The organism is Aeromonas sp. S16(2024), from assembly GCF_041403065.1.
Lineage (GTDB): Bacteria > Pseudomonadota > Gammaproteobacteria > Enterobacterales > Aeromonadaceae > Aeromonas.
The window spans coordinates 14,363-35,220 of the sequence record NZ_JBGLQX010000015.1; the positions used below are offsets into that span (position 1 = coordinate 14,363).

Below are 20,858 nucleotides of genomic sequence, written 5' to 3' on the forward strand. Positions count from 1 at the left end.
CCCAAATTGTTAATTCCGGGGCAAATTAGCACAATAAAATGCAAATGATATTTGTTACTATTCACATGCAGTAGGCAGTCGAGGATCAGATGCAACTTGTTCACCCCCCATTGACCCTGGTCGCCGCGACCATCTCCACCCTGTTGGCAGGCTCTGTGCTGGCCGCCGCGCCCGGCAGCCAGGACGCGGCGCTGGCCGACGAGACCCTGACCGTGCTGGGTCAGACCTATCGCAATACCGCGACCAAGACCCGGCTCGATCCCATAGAGACGCCCCAGGCGATCTCGGTCGTGGAGAGCGAGACCCTGGAACAGCGCGGCGTCAGCTCGGTGAGCGAGGCGCTGCGTTACGTGCCCGGGGTCAATACCGAGCTGCGAGGCGGGGCGGTCAACCGGCTGGATCTGTTCAACATTCGCGGCTTTGACAACTACCAGAACTTCTATGACGGCCTCTTGCTGCAATACAACGAGTGGAATCTGCAACCCCAGATAGATCCCGTGGCCATCGAGCAGCTGGAGGTGTTCAAGGGGCCCACGTCCGTGCTCTATGGCAGCATGCCCCCGGGCGGCATGGTCAACCTCATTGCCAAGCGCCCCCAGCGGGAGAGCAAGCACAACGTGAGCGTGGCGACGGGGACGGGCACTCTCAAGGAGATGACCCTCGACAGCACAGGCGCCATCAACGACCGGCTCGCCTACCGGGTGGTGGGGCTGGCCCGCCAGAAGGAGGGCCAGGCGGTGACCTCAGAGGAGGAGCGCTACGTCTTTGCGCCCTCCCTGGACTGGCAGCTCGGCGACCGCACCCTGCTGAACCTCAACCTCTACTACCAGAAGGATCCGCAAGCCGGCATCTACACCACAGTCCCCGCCAGCGGCTCGGTCAAGTCCAACCCCCTGGGGCAGCTTGGCAGCGACACCTTCCTCGGTGACGAGAACTGGAACGAATACAACCGGGACGTGACCCTGCTCGGCTACAAGCTGAGCCACGACTTCAACGCCAACTGGCAGGTGCTGCAGAATGCCCGCTACATGGATGCCTCCGCCTATCAGCGCAACACCTACAACGCGGCCCTGGCGGCGGACAACCGCACCCTGGCCCGCAACGCTTATTTGACCGACGAGGCGTCGAAGGGCTTTGTCATCGACAACCAGCTGGCGGGCAAGGTGCAGACCGGCGGCGCCCAGCACAACCTGCTGCTCGGGGTCGACTACCAATATCTGGACGCGCGGATCCTCTATCAGGACACCCTCGACTACTCTGCCCCCGCCATCGACATCTTCAACCCGGACCACAACCAGATCCGGCCGGATGCCCTGGCCTTCTCCTATGAGGATCGCAAGATCATTCGCCAGTCCCAGACCGGCGTCTATCTGCAGGATCAGGTGCGCCTCGACCGGCTGGTGGCCATAGGCGGCGCCCGCTACGACAGCTACCGGATGGACACCGACAGCCGCGGCCTCTACCTGGGAGCCGCCAGCCAGTCCCTGGCCCAGATCGATCAAGACAACCTCTCGTTGCGCCTCGGCGCCCTCTACGAGCTGGACTATGGCCTGTCACCCTATGTGAGCTATGCCGAGAGTTTTGAGCCGGTGCCGGGGGCGGACAAGAGCGGCAAGGCGTTCGATCCCGCTACCGGCCACCAGTGGGAGGGGGGGCTCAAGTTCCTCTCCGAGGATATGAGCAAGACGGCCACGATCTCGGCGTTCCATATCACCAAGCAAAACGCCCTGGTGACGGATCCGGACAACGTCTACGGGCCCAAGCTGCAGACCGGCGAAATCGTCTCCAGGGGGATAGAGCTGGAAGGGCGCGCCGATCTCACCAGCCGGCTGGATCTGGCGCTGAGCTATACCCGTCAGGACATGGAGATCACCCGCGACACCACAGACTTGCAGGGCAAGACCCCGGTCTGGGTACCCAGGCAGATGGCCTCCTTGTGGAGCAACTACCTGCCGGGCGGCAGCCTGGAGGGAATGCGGGTCGGCGCCGGCCTGCGCTACGTGGGGGAGGCAGAGCTCGATGCCGCCAACACCGACACAGTGCCGGATTATCTGCTGATGGACATGGCCGCCTCCTATGATCTCGCCGCCCTCAGCGCGAGTCTGAAGGGGGTGGGGGTGTCGCTTAGCGCCAGCAACCTGCTTAACAAGACCTACTTCTCCTGCTACGACCAGAACAACTGCTGGTTCGGGGCTGAGCGCAATGTGGAGGCTCGACTCAAATACGTATTCTGACCTTGCGCCCCGGACCTGCGCCGGGGCACGCCCTCTCTGCGGATCCCGATGGCCGCCAGCACGCCCTGCCTCGCGGCCTCGGCACCCTGGCGGTGCACAGCCAGCATACCCTGCTGGCGGATCACGACGCCCTGTTTGCGGCGGCGGCCGGGCTCATTCCCTCCCTCAAGGGACGGCTGGCGGGGGAGTCCCCCGCTCTGCTGATGGCGCCCCCCCATGGCGCCCCGAACGAGGTCGCGGCTGCCCTGCATGGCCACTGGCAGCAGGCGCACCCGGAGGCGGGGACGGCCTACTGGCTGACCCGCAGCTGGGGCATGCTCTGCTGGCAGTCCATCTACCTCGCCATGGTGGCCGTCTATCGGGTCGGCGCCGTGCCCGCCCTGGATCGCATGGGACAGGGCTATCAGGAGGGGCTGGTGTCCGGCTTCAGCCTGCCGGCGGAGCCCATGATCAAGGGGGAGGTAAAGACCCTGATCAAGACGGCGGGTGAGCGGTTGCAGGCTCATTGGCAGGAGTTGTTCGCGCTGCTGGGGGCGGTGCAGCGGCTGCGCCCCGGCTTCGTGCGCCCGCTCCTGGCGGACGATCTGCTGGCGGCCCTGGTGCGGGTGCCGGATTTCTTCGATGAGATAAGCCCGGAGGTGGTCGAAGCCCATGCGCCGCTCTGGCTCGCCGCCTGCGGCCTGCCCGCCGGGCATCTGGCGGGCTGGCGTTCGGCCTCGCTCCCCCGGGATGAGGCATTCCCTGGCTATGTGCGCCAGCGTTGCTGCCTGCACTACAGGCGAGGGGATGGGGAGCTTTGCGGCAACTGCCCGAGACGGCAGGGGGCCGCCAACTGCGACGAGGGATCCTGAGGCCCCTGAGAGCAGACGCATCGAGCAGCGTGAGTGCCGCCCCCTGGGGCGGCTTTTTCATGCCCTTTACTGCTCGGCCATCTGGGTGCGGATGCGCTCGAACAGGCTCTGCAGGCAGGGCTGATCCCGATCGGCGGCCCGCACGGCCCCATACATATGGCGGCGGATCCCGCTGCCCAGGGGGCGCGCCTCGAGCAAGCCCTGGCGCACGAACTCCTCGCTGGCCCAGCGCGGCAGGGCCGCGACCCCGAGCCCGGCGGCGGCCATTTGCAGCATGACCGAGGTGTTGTCCACCGGCTTGCAGCGGGCGGGCTCCACCCCGGCCGGTTGCAGGAAGCGGCTGAACACGTCCATGCGGGCCCGCTCCACCGGGTAGACCAGCAGCACCTCGGGCCGCAGATCGTCCGGGGCTATCCGGCCCTGCTGACAGAGGGGGTGATCCGGCGCCATCACCAGGGTGAGATCGAAGGCGAACAGGGGCTCGAAGTGGAGATCCCCGCGCGCCTGCACGTCCGAGGTGAGCAGCAAATCGAGCTGGCCGCCGAGCAGGGCGCTGATGGCATCGAAGCCGGGCACCGACTCCACCTCCAGGGCCACCCCGGGCCACTGGCGGCGAAAGCCCGGCAACAGCGGCAGCAGCCACTGGATGCAGCTGTGGCAATCGAGCGCCAGATGCAGCCTGCCCGCATCCCCGCTGTGCAGGGCCAGCAGCTGGCGCTCGGTCTGGGCCAGGGCGGGCAGCACCTGACGAGCCAGGGCCAGCAGATGCTGGCCGGCCGCCGTCAGCACCAGGGGGCGGCTCTTGCGAAGAAACAGCTCCAGGTTGAGGCGGGTCTCCAGCTCTTTGAGCTGGTGGGAGAGGGCGGACTGGGTGAGGTTGAGGCTGAGGGCCGCCCCCGCCAGGGAGCCCTGTTCGGCCAGGGCACTGATGGTCTTCAGGTGCTTGAGATCGATGCCCGCGTTGGTGTTCTGATGGCTGGTCGACTGGTTGGGCACACCCATGGCACTGCTCCTTTGTGCGTCAGTTGAGGATTTCTTGAGAGCCAGTTGAAGAGGATTCAATAGCCAAGGCCACCTTATCTTGTCATTTTGGATGTGTAAACATCTGGATGGCTAAATCATCCAGTTTCCCATCAGATGAATGAGCATAAGGAATTGGACCTATGACACGAGCACACACCCTGGGCTTCCCCCGTATCGGCGCCAAGCGCGAGTTGAAATTTGCCCTGGAATCCTACTGGCGTGGCGAGACCACCCAGGCCGAACTCATCGCCACCGGCAAGAGCCTGCGTGAGCGCCACTGGCAGGCGCAGCGCACCGCCGGGGTCAACCTGCTGCCGGTGGGGGATTTTGCCTGGTACGATCAAGTGCTCGGCACCAGCCTGCTGGTGGACGCCGTGCCTGCCCGTCACCGCCACGGCGACACCGATCTCGACACCCTGTTCCGGGTGGCCCGTGGTCGTGCACCGACCGGCCCGGCCGCCGCTGCCGCCGAGATGACCAAGTGGTTCAACACCAACTATCACTACCTGGTGCCCGAGTTCAGCCGCGATCAGCGCTTCAAGCTGGGCTGGAGCCAACTGTTTGAAGAAGTTGAAGAGGCCAAGGCCTTGGGGTTGCCGGTCAAGGCGGTACTGCTGGGCCCGGTCTCCTACCTCTGGCTCGGCAAGGAGAAAGAGAGCGGCTTCTCCCGTCTCGAACTGCTCGATCGCCTGCTCATCGTCTATCAGGAGATCCTGGCGAAACTGGCAGCACAAGGGGTGGAGTGGGTACAGATAGACGAGCCGGCCCTGGCGCTGGACCTGCCGGACGAGTGGCGTCTGGCCTACCTCAACGCCTATGAGCGCCTGGCCGGCCCCTGCAAGCTGCTGCTCACCACCTATTTCGGCTCGGTGGCCCATCAGCGCGACATCATCACCAGCCTCAAGGTCGATGGCCTGCACCTGGATCTGGTGGCCGCCCCCGAGCAGCTGGAGACGCTGGTGCCGCATCTGCCGGCCCAGTGGGTGCTCTCGGCGGGCGTCATCAACGGCCGCAACGTCTGGCGTGCCAACCTGGCCAAGCTGGCGCCGACCCTGAAAGCATTGAAAGCCAAGCTCGGCGAGCGCCTCTGGGTGGCCTCCTCCTGCTCATTGCTGCACAGCCCGGTGGATTTGACCCTGGAGCACGAGCTGGATGCCCAGACCCGCAGCTGGTTCGCCTTCGCCCTGCAAAAGTGCTACGAGCTGGGGCTGCTGGCGGACTATCTCGGCGGGGGCGAGCTCGACAAAATCGAGGCCTACAGTCAGCCCATCGTGGATCGGGAGTCCGACAGCCGGGTCCACAAGCGTGCGGTGCAGTCCCGTCTGGCCAGCCTCACCAACAGCGACTTCGATCGCCAGAGCGCCTATCCGGTACGCGCCGAGGCCCAGCGCAATGATCTCAAGCTGCCGCTCTTGCCCACCACCACCATAGGCTCCTTCCCGCAGACCTCCGACATCCGGTTGCTGCGCCAGGAGTGGCGGGCCGGTCGCATCGACGACGCAACCTACGAGGCGGGCATCCAGGCCCAGATCAAGGACGCGATTGAGCGCCAGGAGGCCATAGGGCTGGACGTGCTGGTGCACGGCGAAGCCGAGCGCAACGACATGGTGGAGTATTTCGGTGAGCTGCTGGACGGCTTTGCCATCACCCGCTTCGGCTGGGTACAGAGTTATGGCTCCCGCTGCGTCAAGCCGCCGGTGATCACCCGTGACATCGACCGCCCCACCCCCATGACGCTGGAGTGGACCAAATTCGCCCAGAGCCTGACCGACAAGCCGGTGAAGGGGATGCTGACCGGGCCCGTGACCATACTCTGCTGGTCCTTCCCGCGCGAAGACGTGAGCCGCGAGCAGTCCGCCCTGCAGATTGGTCTGGCCATTCGTGACGAGGTGGCGGATCTCGAAGCCGCCGGCATCAAGATCATCCAGATCGACGAGCCGGCGATCCGCGAAGGGCTGCCCCTGCGCAAGCAGGATCACCAGGCCTATCTCGACTGGGCGGTGCGCGCCTTCCGTCTGAGCGCCAGCCCTGTGGTGGACAGCACCCAGATCCACACCCACATGTGTTATAGCGACTTCAACCTCATCATAGAGGCGGTGGCGGCGCTGGACGCGGACGTCATCACCATCGAGACCAGCCGCAGCCAGATGCAGCTGCTGGGCGCGTTCGAGCGCTTCAACTACCCCAACGAGATCGGCCCTGGGGTCTACGACATCCACTCCCCGAACGTGCCGAGCCAGGGCTGGATTGAGGACCTCATCCGCAAGGCGGCCAAACAGATCCCGGCCGACAGGCTCTGGGTCAACCCGGACTGTGGCCTCAAGACCCGCGGCTGGGAAGAGACCGAGGCTGCCCTCAAGGTGATGGTCGATGCGACCCGGGCGCTGCGAGCCGAACTGGCCTGAGCAGCCTCTTACCGCTCGGCAGACAACGCAAGAGCACTGAGATAACGAGAGAGGGAAGGCGAAAGCCTTCCCTCTTTTTGCATGATGATCTTAAGCCCCTCAGAGCCGCAGGGGAGGGCCGGTTGGCAGGCAGGGTGCCGGGCTTTGCGATCCTCGATCACCAGATTGGCGGTGTGCCGCCCCCGGGATCCGGAGGCCGCGATGACACTCGTGTTGGTGCTGGACGGGGGAACTGGCTAGAATTGCGCATTTGAAATAAATGTTATCGTCTTCGGGAGCAGGATGCAGTTCAGGGATTTTTTGCCGGTATCGACCAATACCAGCCTCAAAGAGAGTTGTTACGGCGCCCTCGGCGCCTTCGTCGGCTTGCTGGGCACCGCCCTGCTCTGCCAGTGGGGGCTGGGGCTAGAGGTACACTGGCTGATCGCTCCCATGGGGGCTTCCGCCGTGCTGCTGTTTGCCGCCCCGGCCAGCCCCCTGGCCCAGCCCTGGTCCATCCTGGTGGGCAACGGGGTCTCGGCCCTGATGGGGGTACTGAGTGCCAGCCTGGTGCCGGACATGGCCCTTGCCTCGGCCCTGGCGGTGATGCTGGCCATCGCCGCCATGTTCCTCACCCGTAGCCTGCACCCCCCCGGCGGCGCCGTGGCACTCACCGCGGTCATCGGCGGCGAGGGGATCCGGGCGCTGGGGGTCGGCTATGTGCTGCTGCCGGTGCTGCTCAACTCCCTGCTGTTGCTGAGCCTGGGGCTGCTCTACAACCGCGCCCTGGGGCGCCGTTATCCCCATGGCGGCAAGGTGGCGCCCAATCGTCACCAGACGGCGGATCCCCAGCCGAGCGCCCGGCTGGCCACCCAGGACATCGACTTTGCCCTGGACAAGCACGGGGAGCTGCTCGACATCAGTCGCCAGGATCTGCAGGAGCTGCTGCAGGAGGCCCAGTTGCACGCCCTGCGGGGGCGAGTGGGCACGGTGCGCTGCCAGGAGGTGATGTCGCGGGATCTGGTGGTGACCTCCCCAGAGGCGTCCGCCATGACGGCCTGGGAGCTGCTCTCTCGCCATCAGATCAAGGCGCTGCCGGTGGCGGACGAGGGGGGCCGGTTGGCGGGCATCATCACCCTGCATGATCTGATGATCGACAGGGAGAGCCGCCAGCCCAGGGGGCGGGAGGCGCTCGAGCAATTGCGGGTGGCGGATCTGATGACCCGGGAGGTGCAGACGGCGCGGCGCTACCAGCCCCTCTACGATCTGGTGGAGGCCTTCTCCGACGGGGGCTTGCACCACATGCCGGTGGTGGAAGGGGAGCAACTGGTGGGCATCATCACCCAGTCCGACATGGTGGCGGCGCTCTTCACCCTGGCCCTGCAACCCGGGCAGGCGGAGGAGTCGCCCGTCTGTGAGCCATAAGAATGAGCCATAAGAATGAGCCATAAGAGTGAGCCATAAGAAGCGGGCCCCTTGCTGGGCCCGTGTCGTTCAGGGTTTGCGGTAGACGGTCTCCCCCATGAAGACCGTCTGCTCGACCCGGGTCTGGGCGATCTGCTCCGGCGTGCCGGCCTTGACCAGGGCGAACAGGTCCCGGTCCAGCACGATGAAGTCCGCCGACTTGCCCGCCTCGATGGAGCCGGTGATGTCGCCCTGACGCACCGCCCTGGCGCCGTTGATGGTATAGGCGGCCAGCATCTCGGCAAGGGAGGTGCGCTGACTGGCCCTGAAGTCGTCGCCGCTACCGGCCGCCTTCACTATGCCGGCGGCCATGTTCTCGAACGGGCGCGGGTCCCGGCTGTCCACCGGGGCGTCGCTGCCCGCCACCAGCACGGCGCCAGCCTGGCGCGAACTCTCGACCGGATAGAGGGCGTCATGGAGATAGCCCATGGGGTCGTAGATGGCTTCGCTCAGGGACTGTCCCACCCTGGTTGGCTGGATGAAGGGGCTGACCAGCATGTCGTAGGCAAGCTGGGGCGTGGTCCAGGCATAGGTGAAGGTGGGGTAGAGGCCAAGCTCGCCGAGGCGTTTCTGATCGTCCGGGTGCACCACCTGCAGGTGGGCAAGGGTGTGGGGGATGCCGCTGTTCCCGTTGCTGGCGCGGGCCGCCTCCAGGGCATCGAGGGCCACCCGGGTGCTGCGATCGCCGATGCTGTGCATGTGGATGCCAAATCCGGCCCCATCCAGCGCCGTGACGTAGCGCGCCAGATCCGCCTCCTGGTAGTTGACTATGCCGTTGCTGCCTGCATCCTCGCTGTCTGCAGTGATGCTCACCTCGCCGCTGTCGGGATCCAGGGCCAGATGGGGATGCTGGTAATTCCCCAGCATGCCGGCATTGGGCAGGAAGGGGGGGCTGGTGAAGGGATCCCCCTCCAGCACGCCGTCGAGGAAGATCTTGACCGCATCGGCCTTGATCAGGGGGTTGCCTGCGAAGGCGTCACGCACCTGGTTCGCCTTGGCCAGGTGCCCGTCGATGTCCAGCTTGCCGCTGTAGTCATCCTGGTTGAAGCAGGTGGCGGCGGTGACGCGCATGTGCAGCAGATCCTGGTCCTGCATCTTGAGCATCCGCTCCCGGATGAAGTCGTTGGCGCAGGCATCCTGCACCCCAGTGATGCCGCGGGACGCCATCAGCTCGGAGATGGCGGGGAGTATCTTGTCATACTGGGCCTCCGCCTGTTCCCCCTCCGCGCTCAGCACCCCGGTGTCGGGGACCGCAATGGCGCTGCGGGCCGCGTCCCGGATCACGCCGGTCGCCAGATCCACATAGGGGATGAAGGCCTCGAACACGCCGCCCGGGGCCAGGGTGGTGGCATTGAAGCCGACCACATTGCCGTCCTCGTCCTGTGCCAGCGCCAGCGCCTGGGAGTTGTAGCCGCCGGCATGGCCGTCGACCCCGGCCAGCATCACGGGGTTGTTCGGCGCCGCCACATCCAGGGCTGCCAGCAGGGTGGCATGGGTGGCGGTGGGGGTGTTGCCGTCATAGGGCGACCACTGATTGACCACCAGCCAGTCCCCGGGGGCCGGGGCGTAGCGGGGCAGGCACTCGCTGACCTTGGCCGCGAGCTGATCCAGGTTGACGCTCTGGCCGTCCAGATCGCACATGTCGAGCGCAACCGTGCCGAGCAGGTGGATGTGGTTGTCGTGCAGGCCGGGCAGCACCATCCTCCCTTGCAGATCCACCACCTGGGTCGCACTGTTCTTCAGGGCCTCGGCCCCCGCGCGGGAGCCCACGTAAGTGAACTTGCCCCCTTGCACCACCATGGCCTCGGCCTGGCTGCGTTGCCCATCCTGGGTGTGGATCTTGCCGTTGAGATAGAGGGTGTTGCCGGGAGGCGGCTCACTGCTGTCTTGCTGGCAGCCGAGCAGGCCACTCACCAGCAGGGCGATGGCGCCCAGCCTGAGACGGGGGTGTTTGCTATCCATAGCGCGCTCTCCTTGGGTTAATTGCAGTTTTTACTGCAGATATGAGCACTTATGGTTATTGCAGCTATTCTGAAAAATGCCAGTGATTACTGCACTTTTTTTGACTTGTGTTTACCTTGTCTCATCATGTAGTTATGACAACCAGTCGCCCCTTGGGGGCGGAGACCGCATCGGGGGAAGAGAATGTCACAACACGAGCTGCCGGCCGAACTGTGCATGCGGCGCCAACCCAGGCAACTGCGCAGCCAGGAGGTGGCGAGCCGCATCGAGCAGGCCACCCTGGCCCTGTTGCAGGAGCAGGGGTTTGCGGCCCTCAACACCAACGCCATCGCCGCCCGCGCTGGGGTGGGCATCAAGTCGCTCTACCACCTGTTTCCCAACAAGGAGGCCATCATCTGCCGGCTGGCCCTGGACTGGCTGGCGGCGGTGTGCGAGGCGCAGGAGAGCATCCGCGAGCAGGCCGACAGCTGGCCGCAGACCCTGCTGATGCTGGACGAGGCGCTGGAGGCGCTGGATGAGCGCTTCGTCGGCTACGGGGCGCTGTGGCAGGCGATGGATCTCATTCCCGCCCTGCACGGGGTCGAGCAGGAGCACGAGGGGCGACAGGTAGCCTTCTGGTCCGAGCGGCTGCGCCACTTTGGTTGCCGCTGGCCCGAGCCCGAGCTCACCACCCTGGTGCGCTACTTCTACCGCACCGCAGACGTGGCCAAGCAGTGCACCAAGGGGCAGGGGGAGGCGGGGGCGCAGCTGTGGCAACTGCATAGACGCTGGAGCGAGCAGCTGATGATGGCGGCCATCGAGGAGCCGGATCCCGCCCGGGTCTGGCAGTCGATGCCGGGGCTGGCGCCGGCTGGCCCAGTTCCGACGAAGAGGGATGAATAAAGAGAGGGAGTGCCAGGCACTCCCTCTCTTGCATCTGGCATTGCGCCCTGCGGGCTAGCCGTAGCGGGCCAGGGTCAGCCCCTCGTCGCTGATGGCCGGAGCGCTGCCCGAGATGAGGTCGCTGAGTAGTTGGCCCGAGCCTGCCGCCATGGTCCAGCCCAGGGTGCCGTGGCCGGTATTGAGCCAGAGTCCGGGGATGGGGCTGGGCCCCACCAGGGGGGTGCCGTCCGGGGTCATGGGGCGCAGCCCGGTCCAGAACTCGGCGCGGCTGATATCGCCCCCTTCGGGGAAGAGATCCCTCACCACCATGGCCAGGGTGTCGTGACGCCTCGGGTTGAGCGCCAGGTTGAAGCCCGACAGCTCGGCCATGCCGCCGACCCGGATCCGCTCATCGAAACGGGTGATGGCGACCTTGTAGGTTTCATCGAGCACTGTGCTGCGCGGGGCGCCATCGGCATCCGTCATCGGCAGGGTGAGGGAGTAGCCCTTGACCGGGTAGACGGGGAGCGCTATTCCCAGGGGCTTCAGGAAGCCGGTGCCATAGCTGCCCAGGGCACAGACGACGGCGTCGGCCTTGAAGCGTTGCTCACCGGCACGGACCGCCACGGCGCGTCCCTGGGCGAGCTCGACCTCGTCGATGGCGCAGTTGAAGACGAAGGTCACCCCGAGTTTCTCTGCCTCGGCGGCCAGGGCCTGGGTGAAGCGGAAGCAGTCCCCCGTCTCGTCTCCCGGCAGGCGCAGGCCCCCCACTATCTTGCCGCGCACCCGTGCCAGGGCGGGCTCGACCTCCTCGCAGCCGCTGGCATCCAGCGCCTCATAGGGCACGCCGTACTCTTCCAGCACTTCGATGTCGCGCTGGCTGGCGTCCAACTGAGCCTGGCTTCGGAACAGTTGCAGGGTGCCGAGCTGGCGCCCTTCATAATCCAGCGCCAGCTCGCTGCGCAGCTGCTTCATGCAGTCGCGGCTGTATTCAGCCAAGCGCACCATGCGCCCCTTGTTGACCGCATAGGCCGCCGGGGTGCAGTTGGCGAACATCCTCAGCATCCAGCTCAGCTGGAAGGGATCAGCGGTGGGGCGCACCGTGAAGGGGGCGTGTTTTTGCAGCAGCCACTTGGCCGCCTTGAGGGGAATGCCGGGGGCAGCCCAGGGGGAGGCATAACCCGGGGAGATCTGACCCGCATTGGCGTGGCTGGTTTCAAGGGCCACCCCGCCGCGCCGCTCCAGCAGGGTCACCTTGTGACCGGCCTTGGCCAGATACCAGGCGCTGGTCACACCGACCACGCCACCACCGAGTACCACTATGTCCATCTTGTCTCTCCTTGACTGGGGCCTCCACCTTAATCAGCCACCACAGGATATTCAACTGGTGTCGTTATCATTGGTGATTATCACCATTCACATTTTGTTAACTGGCTCTCAATGTTGTCATTTGCTCACTTTCTGGCATGAAATCTGGCCGACTCAGAGTCGTTCCAGGTGGAGCAGATGGTGCTCTGCCGTCGCCAGCATGGCCTGTTGCCGGGCCTCGGGCTGGCCGTCCCAGTTGGCATAGGGCAGGGCGAGGCGGGGATTGCTGCCAAGCTTGTCCCGATGGCGCCACAGAAAGTGCCAGTAGAGGCTGTTGAACGGGCAGCTCCCCTCGCCGCTGCGCTCCTTCACTTCATAGTGACACCCCTTGCAGTAGTGACCCATGCGCTCCAGATAAGCGCCGCTGCTGGCGTAGGGCTTGCTGCCCATCAGGCCGCCATCGGCAAACTGGCTCATGCCGCGGGTGTTGGGCAGCTCCACCCACTCGATGGCATCCACATAGATGCCGAGATACCAGGCATCCACCTCGTCCGGATGGATGCCCGCCAGCAGGGCAAAATTGCCGGTCACCATCAGCCGCTGAATATGGTGGGCGTAACCGTGCTCGAGAGACTGACGGATGGCGTGACGCACGCAGGCCATCCGGGTCTCTCCACTCCAGAAGAAGCCGGGCAGTGGCCGCTCGGCCCCCAGAACATTGACGCGACCATAATCCGGCATCTGCTCCCAGTAGAGGGCGCGGACAAACTCGCGCCAGCCGAGGATCTGGCGAATGAAGCCCTCCACCTGTGCCAGCGAAATAGTGGCCTGGTTGGCCTGCCAGTGAGATTCGGCGGCGCGGATCACCTCGAGGGGATGGAGCATCTTGCTGTTCATGGAAAACGACAGGCGGCTGTGGAACAGGCTCCAGCCCCGCTCGCTCAGGGCATCCTGATAGCGACCGAAGTGGGGCAGGCAGTGCACCAGAAAGTGCTCAAGCAGCGCGCGGCTCTGGCGCCGGGTGACGGGCCAGGGCAGGGCGCTGGCATCCGCATGGCCAATGGTGGCGACGCCGTGGCGGGTCAGCATGGCATCGATGTCGCTCACCTCGTTGGCAAAGGTGAGGGTTGCCGGGATGGGCTGGCGCTCCGGCAGTTTGGCGCGGTTCTCGCTGTCAAAGTTCCAGCGCCCGCCAAGGGGTTGGTCGCGTTCATCCAGCAGCACCCGATACTGCTTTCGCAGGGCGCGGTAGAAGAACTCCATCCGGCTGTGGGGGTAGCGCCGCCAGCCATCGCGGGGGGTGAGAAAATGCTCGCTGTCCACTTCGCGGGCCGGGAAGGCAAGGCCCGCTGCCCAGGTTTTCAACTGGTTGGCAAGGCGCCACTCGTCCGGGCTCTGCCAGGCAAAGCGCTCGGCTTGATGGTGGGCGATCTGGGCCGCCAGCAAGCTGGGCAAATCGGGCCAGGGGGCGCTCTCATCGAGGGTCAGGTAACAGACCCGGTGGCCTGCCTTGGTGAGGGCGGCGGCGAAGGCGCGCATGGCGGCAAAGAAGGCCAGCACCTTCTGGCGATGGTGGCGGCAGTAGTCGGTCTCCTGGCGCAGCTCCGCCATCAGGTAGCAGACCGCGGGGTCCGGGGTGCGAAACCAGCTGTGACCGGCGTTCAGTTGATCGCCGAGGATAAGGCGCAGCTCCATCAGGAGTGCTCCTTCTGACGGCGGCAGCGTTCGCTGCAGTAGCGCACGTCGTGCCAGCAGCGGGCCCACTTGCGCCGCCAGGTGAAGGGACGCTGGCAGACGGGGCAGACTTTCTCGGGTAGATGGGGTTTGAGGTGCATGTGCCGTCTCGTTCACTGGGTTGGCCAATCTCTGCCTGCTTAACGAAGCGCAGCCAGGATGGGATCACAGTGGGACGGGAAAGAGGTCGTGCCGGCTTGCGAGGGGAGAGGCGCAATGAGAAGGCCCCGCACCTGTCGGTGCGGGGCCTTCTGTGACCGTTACTGGTTGCTGAACAGCTTGGTGCGGGGCGTGGACTGGGCGGTCAGGGTCATGCGGCCCGAGGTCTCCAGCCAGGTTCTGATCTTCTTGGCGTCGGCCACCCGCTCATCCGTGGTGTTGGCGTGAAGCAGCACCATGACCACGGGTTCATTGTTGACCCGGGTGTCCATCACCAGGCAGCGGCCCGCCTCGCGGATGTAGCCGGTCTTGGAGACCATGATGGGCCAGCTCCCTTCCCGCACCAGGCGGTTGGAGTTGTGGTACTGCATCTGGCGTTTGCCGTTGCGCACCAGCCTGTGCTCTGTGGTGGAGTATTGGCGGATCAGCGGGTAGCTGGATGCGGTGGCCACCAGCTTGGCGAGATCGTGGGCACTGGAGACATTGCGCGGGTTGAGCCCGGTGCTGTCGGCGAAATGGGTGCTCCACATGCCGAGCATGCGGGCCTTGGCGTTCATCGCCTCGATGAAGGCGCGGCGGCCGCCGGGGTAGTGTCTCGCCAGAGCGGAGGCGGCGCGGTTTTCCGACGACATCAGGGCGATGTGCAGCATGTCGGCGCGGCTGAGGCGCGAGCCGATGGCCAGGCGGGAACCTGTTCCCTTGAGCCTGTCCACATCGTCCATGGTGACGGTGAGCATCTCGTTGAGACGCTGGTTGCCATCCAGCACCACCAGCGCCGTCATCAACTTGGTGATGGAGGCGATTGCCATCACCCGGTTGGCGTTGCGTTCAGCCAGGATCTCCCCGGTTCTGGGGTTGGCGACCACGTAGGCATCGGATCCCAGTGGCAGATTGGTGCGGGGTTGGAGCAGGCTGTTGGTGGAGGAGGAGGTCGCAGAAAAGGGGTTGGCATGGGCGCTTTCCATGCTGGCGGGAAGGAGGAAGGCGCCGAGCAGCAGGGGAAGAAAAGGACGAAGGTTCATGGTTTGGCTCTACTACGACTGACAGGGACATTTGGCTAAGTTATATGACGGTAATTGACGCTTCACAACGTCTGACGGCCCGATATTTCCATTTTATGGGATGGCTCACCTTGAAATAACCGCATTCATGGCTATGGCGTCTTTTAACGGGATTCATAATGGACCATGCATGACGCGCACTCTGGTCTGGCTCAGTCCGTCATGGGACGCACTATATGCCCTTTCTGACCAACCATGGCTACTCTTTTTGCGCCTTTGGGGGCGGCATTGGGCCGAAGGCGCCATTAATCCCCTTGGTGTCGGTGAAGACAGGCGCCGTCAGGGGCTGCGAGGGGGATGTCAGCCGACCCGGATCAGCGCAGCGCTACCCTCATCAGATGCGAGGGACTGTTTTCGACAAAATAGTGCCAGATATGGTCATAGAGCGCCTGCTGCCCGGGAAAGCTCACCAGCGCCTTGGCTTCGGTGAGCGAACACCAGCGATACCCGGTGTGCTCGTCGTTGAGAGTGACCGCCTGATTGGGCGGGCAATAGACCACGAACACAGGCACCACCATCACGGAATTGGTGGCCGCGTCGTAAAACTGCTCCAGATATTGGCCGTTATAGAGCTCGGTCACTTTGATGCCCGTCTCCTCGCCAAATTCTCGCACTATGGTCTGCCAGCCGGTTTCACCGGCCTCGACCGTGCCCGCCACATGGCACCAGAAGCCGCCCTTGACCCGGTTCATCAGCAGTATCTTTATCTGGCCATCGATGTCCGATAGCGCCACTCCGGCAACGGCGTTGCAGCGAATGGGGATCATGCCTGTACCTTGTCGTCGTGAAATCACGGTTTGCATTATGGGGTTGTTCGGCGCCCCTTGCCCCATTTTCTGCGTCCCCCGGTTAGCCCCCCATGATGCGGGCGGTCTGAATGGCCTGGATAAGGGCGGCGCGGTTGATGCGGGGGCGCTCCTCGTCCAGTAGCTGTTGCCACAGCGCAATAGCCTGGGTGTAGCGGCCGTGCAGGAAGTGATCGGCGGCGAGCAGCATCAGGGCGCTCACTTCCCCCTTGTCCTGCTTGAGGGCGTCATCGAGCAGGCGTTGCGACTGTGGGGTGAGTCGCTGGCCCGCCTGGTAGTAGAGCACTGTTGCCTGAGCGGCCTGGGTCGCGGCGCTGGCACCCCCCTCCAGCAGGGCGAGGCGCTGGTAGGCGAGCAGGGCGTTGTCGTACTCGTCCCGATACAGATACAACTGGCCGAGCTCGGCCCAGGCCTCGAGGTCGGCGGGGTTGCGCTGCAGCCGCTGGTGCAGGGCGCCGAGCGCCTTGTCCTGCAGATCTCGGGGGCTCATCCCCGCCAGGGGATCGGGGCGGGACTGATAGGCCTGCCAGGCCTGATAGCGGCCGCTGGCGGCATAACCGGCGGCAACGGCGCCTATCGCCACTATCCCGAGCAGCAGCAGGGCGCGCGCGTGCCGCCCGCTGCGGCCGGGGGCCTGGGTCAGTCGCTCGCGCAGGGCCAGCTCGGCGACAGGCGTGGCATTGGCAAGGTGGGCGGCTGCCAGCTCCCGATAGAGGGGCTCATGGGGAGTGAGGCCTGCCTGCTCCCTTGCCATGATGAGGCGATTCAATGCGCTGCGGGTATCTCTCTCACGCAGGTTGACCCTGCCATCGGGCGGAGCGGCCAGCTCTCCTCTGGCCTTCAGGCGGCGACGAAGGCGCTTCAGCGCCAGCCCCAGCAGCAGCAGGGGCCCTCCCCACAGCAGCGCTGTGCTGCCCTTGAAGGGGGGATCGTAGCGCACGAAATCGCCAAAGCGCTCCGTCATACGGGCGATCACCTGCTCGTCGCTCTGCCCCTCGTCTACCCAGCGGTAGACCTCGAGGCGCAGATCCCGGGCTATGGGGGAGTTGGACTCCACCAGGTTCTGGTTCTGGCACTGGGGGCAGCGCAGGGCACGGGCGAGATCCTGAGCCCTGGCTTGCAACTCGGGGTGCTGGAACTGGTAGGTGTCGACGCCGCTGGCCAGGGCCCCGAGGCTCAATGCCAGCAAGAGCGGCGCGATCAGGGCGTGGCCGAGACGGCTCATGGTTTACTCTCCCGTACTTGCTCCAGGCTAGGGGTTTTGCTGCGGGCCTTGGCAAGCAGGGGGGCAAACTGGCGTTGCCAGACCTCCTTGGTGAGCTCCCCCGTGTGGCGGCTGAGCAGGGTGCCATCGGCGGCAAAGAGATAGGTCTCCGGCGTGCCGTAGACGCCGAGCTCCATTGCCAGCTTGCCATCGGGGTCGGCCAGCACGGTGCGATAGGGGTTGCCCGCCTGCGCGAGCCAGGCTCGGGCGGCATCCCCCTTGTCCCGGTAGTTGAGGCCGTAGAGGGGCACTGTGCCTGCCAGCTCACTGAGCAGCGGGTGCTCGGCGCGGCAGCTCGGGCACCAGCTGGCCCAGACGTTAAGCACGAAGGGCTCCCCCTTGAGCGCCTCAGTGTGGATGGGGACGCCGCCAAGCAGATCGTCACTCTGCCAGGGGGGCAGGGTGCGCCCAGCGACGGCCTCATCCTGTCTGTAGGGATTGTTGCCCAGGCCGAGCCAGAGCAGGGCGCCGAGGCCCAGAGTGACTATCAGGGGGAGGAAGAGACGCAGGCGGGATCTCATGGCGCCTCCTTGGTGAGCAAGCCCGCGACTTGATGTGCAGAGGTCTGCGGTTGGGCTGCCAGCAATGGCTTGCGCCCCAGCAGACGCAGGGCGCCGCCCGTCATCATCAGCAGGCCACCCAGCCAGATCCAGCGCACCAGCGGCTTATGGTGCAGGCGCATGGCATAGGCATCGGGCCCCATCTTCTCGCCGAGCACCACGTAGAGATCGCCAAACAGGCCCCACTGGATGCCGGGTTCGTTCATGTTCATGGTGCGCACACTGTAGTGGCGCCGCTCCGGGGCCAGCCTTGCCACCTCCCGGCCATCCTTGTGCACGCTGACAGTGATGCGCTCGGCCGTGTAGTTGGGGCCGATCAGCGGCTCGCTCCCCTCATAACGAAATTCATGGGCGCCGAGGCGATAGGGGCGCTCTGCAGAGAGCACTGTGCCCCCCTCCTGGCTGTGGTGGCTCACCTGAGCGATGCCGAGGGCGCACACCGCCACCCCGAGGTGGGCCAGCAGGCTGCCGAGCCAGCTGGCACTCAGGTTGCGAGTCTTGAATGAGACATTGAGCAGCAGGCTCGCGATGAGCCAGAGGCTTATCATATTGGCGAGGATGCCGCTCCAGCCGAGAGTTCCCTGCTCGCGATAACCCAGGCTGAGCAGACCAGCCCCCAGCAGGCCGAGCAGGGGAGGCAGCAGCATCTTGAGGCGGGAGGATACCATCAGCCCCTGCCAGCGCAGGCGCGGGATCTGGGTCATGAGCGCCATCAGCACCAGCGCCAGCGGCACGAAAACAGCGTTGAAATAGGGTGCACCGACCGAGAGCGACCCCAGATGGAGTGACTGGAACACCATGGGGTAGAAGGTGCCGAGCAGCACGCTGGCGCAGGCCACGCAGAGCAGCAGGATGGCGGCGCCGAGCAGCCCCTCTTTTGACCAGAAGCCAAAGCGGGCATAGGGTGCGCGAATGTCCGCCCGCAGGGCAAACAGGGTGAGTGCCGTGGTCAATAGCAGGCCGAGCAGCAGCAAGAGGGTGAGGCCGCGATTGGGATCCACCGCGAAGGCGTGCACCGAGGTGAGCACGCCGGAGCGCACCACGAAGGTGCCGAGCAGGCTCAAGGCGAAGGTGAAGATGGAGAGCAGCAGCACGCCGTGGCCGTAAGCGCCGCGCTTCTCGCACACCACCAGGGCGTGCAGCAATGCAGTGCCCAGCAGCCAGGGCAGCAGGGAGGCGTTTTCCACCGGATCCCAGAACCACCAGCCGCCCCAGCCGAGCTCGTAATAGGCCCACCAGGAGCCGAGCAGTATGCCGGCGGTGAGAAACACCCAGGAGCCGAGCGCCCAGGGGCGGCTCCAGTGGGCCAGGGCGCCATCGAGCCTGCCCGAGTGCAGCGCCGCCATGGCGAAGGCGAAGTTGACCGCAAAGCCGACGTAGCCGAGATAGAGCAGGGGCGGGTGGATGATAAGGCCGATGTCCTGCAGCATGGGGTTGAGATCGCGTCCCTCAAGGGGCCCAGGGAACTGCCGGTCAAACGGGCTGGAGAAGACAAGGGTATAGAGTCCAAACAGCCCGACGATCAGCCCCATGATGGCCAGCACTCGAGTGGTGATCAATGGATCGACCCGTTTCGAGCAGAGTGCGACCAGCGCCCCCCAGAGGGCCAGCGCAAAGACGAAGAAGAGCATGGAGCCCTCGTGGCCGCCCCAGACCGCCGCCAGCTTGAAGCCCATGGGCAGGGCGCTGTTGGCGTGTTGGGCCACATAGGTGAGAGTGAAGTCATCCCGGGCAAAGCAGCTGGCGAGCAGCCCCAGCGCCGCCCCGAGCAGGGCGACATTGAGCAGCGCCAGCGGTTTGGCACAGCCCAACAGAGCCGGGGAGGCGATCCGTAAGCCCAGCCAGGGCAGGGCGCCTTGCAGCAGGGAGAGCGCCGTTGCCAGCAGCAGTGAGAGATAGCCGAGCTCCGCCAGCACACAACCTCCAGTCAATCATTCGTCTATGTTATGCCGCAGCGTCTGCACAGTACCGGCGCTGGGGAATAACGCCCACATTCCTGGAAACAACTCATCGCAACAACTCATCGCAACAAATAAGCGCCAGTCACCCGAGGGCGGCTGGCGCTGGTGATCATACCTTTAAACAACGGTCATCTGGCCGGCATACGAGGATGACGCAGAATCAGACAGCAGCATGCCCATCAGGGTCATGTTGCAAGCCGACGTCGTATGGTCGCTTTTGCTACAAATCATGCATTTCCCCTTATACAACCGTCATCTGACCGGCATAGAGCACGAAGTAGCGCAGCAGCAGTATCCCCACCAGGGTCAGGCTGCACACCAGCACCAGATGGCCGTTTTTGGCCCGCAGCGCGGCCGGAGCCAGCAGGGAGAGCAACTGAGGCAGCAGCATGCCGATGCCCACTACCCCGACCCAGAACACCTGGGCCCAGAAGCCGCCGCCGATGGCAGCCCACATGGCCACCTCCTTCTGGCCGCCACCAAAGTAGAGACCGGTAAAGAAGCAGACCAGCAGCAACACCTCCACCGCCAGCACGGGTCGCTCGAAGCGGTGCACGAAGCTCACCCCCTGGCTGTGGTGGTGTTCCTTGAACAGGGTCACCGCCAGCAGAATGGTGGAGGCGATGCCGGAGCTGACGCCGGACACCAGGAACAGCACCGGCAGCACCGGGTTGTTCAACAGCGGATAGGTCTTGAGCGCCGACAGCAGAAAGCCGGTGTAGGCCCCCAGCAGCACGGCGAGCAGCAACAACAGCGGTGCCAGCAGCCGCTCGAAACGAGCCAGCAGGCCTATCAGCCCATCCACAAAGGCGAACTTATCTTTCAGCAGGTGACGGCGCAGGGTCTCGATCTCGGCCCGAAACACCACTGCCAGCCAGGCAAACAGCACCGCCATGTAGAGCTGGAACAGCATGACCCCCATGGACATCACTGAGTCGAACTGGTAGTGGAACATCAGCTTCCAGAAGGTCCAGGGACGGGCCAGGTGGAAGATAAGGATAAGCAGCCCCAACACGACGCTCACCGGCGCCAGAATGGCGGTCGCCTTGATGATGCCGCTCTCGCTGCCAGCCCCTTTGCGGCGCAATAACACCGAGAGGCTGGTGGCCCCGGCGGAGATGCCGAGCAGGAACAGGTAGATGGCGATGGGCCAGTCCCAAACGAGGGAAGGGAAGTGAAATGCGTCATGCCACATGGTCATTCCCTCCCTGGGTTACTGCCGCTTG

The 20,858-nt window shown here is 65.0% G+C and carries 16 protein-coding genes; 5 read left to right on the top strand and 11 right to left on the bottom strand.

The genetic code is table 11. The annotated features are described in order from the left end of the window. The first annotated feature begins 89 nt into the window (after positions 1-89). Positions 90-2,234 (top strand): TonB-dependent siderophore receptor, encoded by a 2,145-nt coding sequence (locus tag ACB030_RS12590; RefSeq protein ID WP_371160182.1) that lies wholly within the window; start codon positions 90-92, stop codon positions 2,232-2,234. A gap of 65 nt (positions 2,235-2,299) precedes the next feature. Beyond that, positions 2,300-3,085, top strand: coding sequence for a siderophore ferric iron reductase (locus ACB030_RS12595; RefSeq protein WP_371160298.1), 786 nt, complete (start codon positions 2,300-2,302; stop codon positions 3,083-3,085). 66 nt (positions 3,086-3,151) lie between these two features. Here the strand turns inward: ACB030_RS12595 and ACB030_RS12600 are convergent, their stop codons facing one another. Continuing rightward, a complete protein-coding gene (locus tag ACB030_RS12600; RefSeq protein WP_205641871.1) occupies positions 3,152-4,087 on the bottom strand; it encodes a LysR substrate-binding domain-containing protein in 936 nt (311 codons plus the stop codon). Between the two features lie 161 nt (positions 4,088-4,248). On the opposite strand from ACB030_RS12600, the gene metE reads away from it, so the two are divergent. Then, positions 4,249-6,513 (top strand): 5-methyltetrahydropteroyltriglutamate--homocysteine S-methyltransferase, encoded by a 2,265-nt coding sequence (metE, locus tag ACB030_RS12605; RefSeq protein WP_371160185.1) that lies wholly within the window; start codon positions 4,249-4,251, stop codon positions 6,511-6,513. 282 nt (positions 6,514-6,795) lie between these two features. Further along, positions 6,796-7,917, top strand: coding sequence for an HPP family protein (locus ACB030_RS12610; protein ID WP_371160187.1), 1,122 nt, complete (start codon positions 6,796-6,798; stop codon positions 7,915-7,917). A 69-nt stretch (positions 7,918-7,986) separates the two neighbouring features. On the opposite strand, the gene ACB030_RS12615 is transcribed toward ACB030_RS12610, so the two are convergent. Then, a complete protein-coding gene (locus ACB030_RS12615; protein WP_371160189.1) occupies positions 7,987-9,918 on the bottom strand; it encodes an amidohydrolase in 1,932 nt (643 codons plus the stop codon). 183 nt (positions 9,919-10,101) lie between these two features. Here ACB030_RS12615 and ACB030_RS12620 point away from each other — a divergent pair, with 183 nt between their 5' ends. Continuing rightward, on the top strand, positions 10,102-10,800 hold the full coding sequence (locus ACB030_RS12620; protein WP_162627377.1) for a TetR/AcrR family transcriptional regulator: 699 nt from the start codon (positions 10,102-10,104) through the stop codon (positions 10,798-10,800). Positions 10,801-10,854: 54 nt separating this feature from the next. On the opposite strand, the gene ACB030_RS12625 is transcribed toward ACB030_RS12620, so the two are convergent. The 9 genes from ACB030_RS12625 to nrfD all read right to left on the bottom strand — a co-directional run bounded on the left by ACB030_RS12625 (position 10,855) and on the right by nrfD (position 20,827). Then, positions 10,855-12,108 carry a D-amino acid dehydrogenase gene (locus ACB030_RS12625; RefSeq protein ID WP_371160192.1) on the bottom strand — a complete coding sequence of 418 codons (1,254 nt, stop codon included), beginning with the start codon at positions 12,106-12,108 and terminating at the stop codon, positions 10,855-10,857. 153 nt (positions 12,109-12,261) lie between these two features. Then, positions 12,262-13,782, bottom strand: a complete 1,521-nt coding sequence (locus ACB030_RS12630) for a cryptochrome/photolyase family protein (RefSeq protein WP_371160194.1) — start codon at positions 13,780-13,782, stop codon at positions 12,262-12,264. Further along, positions 13,782-13,922, bottom strand: coding sequence for a DUF2256 domain-containing protein (locus ACB030_RS12635; protein ID WP_371160196.1), 141 nt, complete (start codon positions 13,920-13,922; stop codon positions 13,782-13,784). Before ACB030_RS12635 ends, ACB030_RS12630 begins: the two co-directional genes overlap by 1 nt. A gap of 159 nt (positions 13,923-14,081) precedes the next feature. Further along, on the bottom strand, positions 14,082-15,002 hold the full coding sequence (gene pbpG / locus ACB030_RS12640; protein ID WP_371160198.1) for a D-alanyl-D-alanine endopeptidase: 921 nt from the start codon (positions 15,000-15,002) through the stop codon (positions 14,082-14,084). Positions 15,003-15,355: 353 nt separating this feature from the next. Continuing rightward, positions 15,356-15,808, bottom strand: a complete 453-nt coding sequence (locus ACB030_RS12645) for an NUDIX pyrophosphatase (RefSeq protein WP_371160200.1) — start codon at positions 15,806-15,808, stop codon at positions 15,356-15,358. Positions 15,809-15,890: 82 nt separating this feature from the next. Further along, on the bottom strand, positions 15,891-17,072 hold the full coding sequence (gene nrfF, locus ACB030_RS12650) for a heme lyase NrfEFG subunit NrfF (RefSeq protein WP_371160202.1): 1,182 nt from the start codon (positions 17,070-17,072) through the stop codon (positions 15,891-15,893). Further along, positions 17,069-17,632 carry a DsbE family thiol:disulfide interchange protein gene (locus ACB030_RS12655; protein ID WP_371160204.1) on the bottom strand — a complete coding sequence of 188 codons (564 nt, stop codon included), beginning with the start codon at positions 17,630-17,632 and terminating at the stop codon, positions 17,069-17,071. Before ACB030_RS12655 ends, nrfF begins: the two co-directional genes overlap by 4 nt. Beyond that, complete coding sequence (nrfE, locus tag ACB030_RS12660; RefSeq protein ID WP_371160206.1) at positions 17,629-19,587, bottom strand: heme lyase NrfEFG subunit NrfE; 1,959 nt, start codon at positions 19,585-19,587, stop codon at positions 17,629-17,631. The genes ACB030_RS12655 and nrfE overlap by 4 nt, the downstream gene beginning before the upstream one ends. Positions 19,588-19,873: 286 nt before the next feature. Further along, positions 19,874-20,827 (bottom strand): cytochrome c nitrite reductase subunit NrfD, encoded by a 954-nt coding sequence (nrfD, locus tag ACB030_RS12665; protein ID WP_371160300.1) that lies wholly within the window; start codon positions 20,825-20,827, stop codon positions 19,874-19,876. Positions 20,828-20,858: the final 31 nt, after the last annotated feature.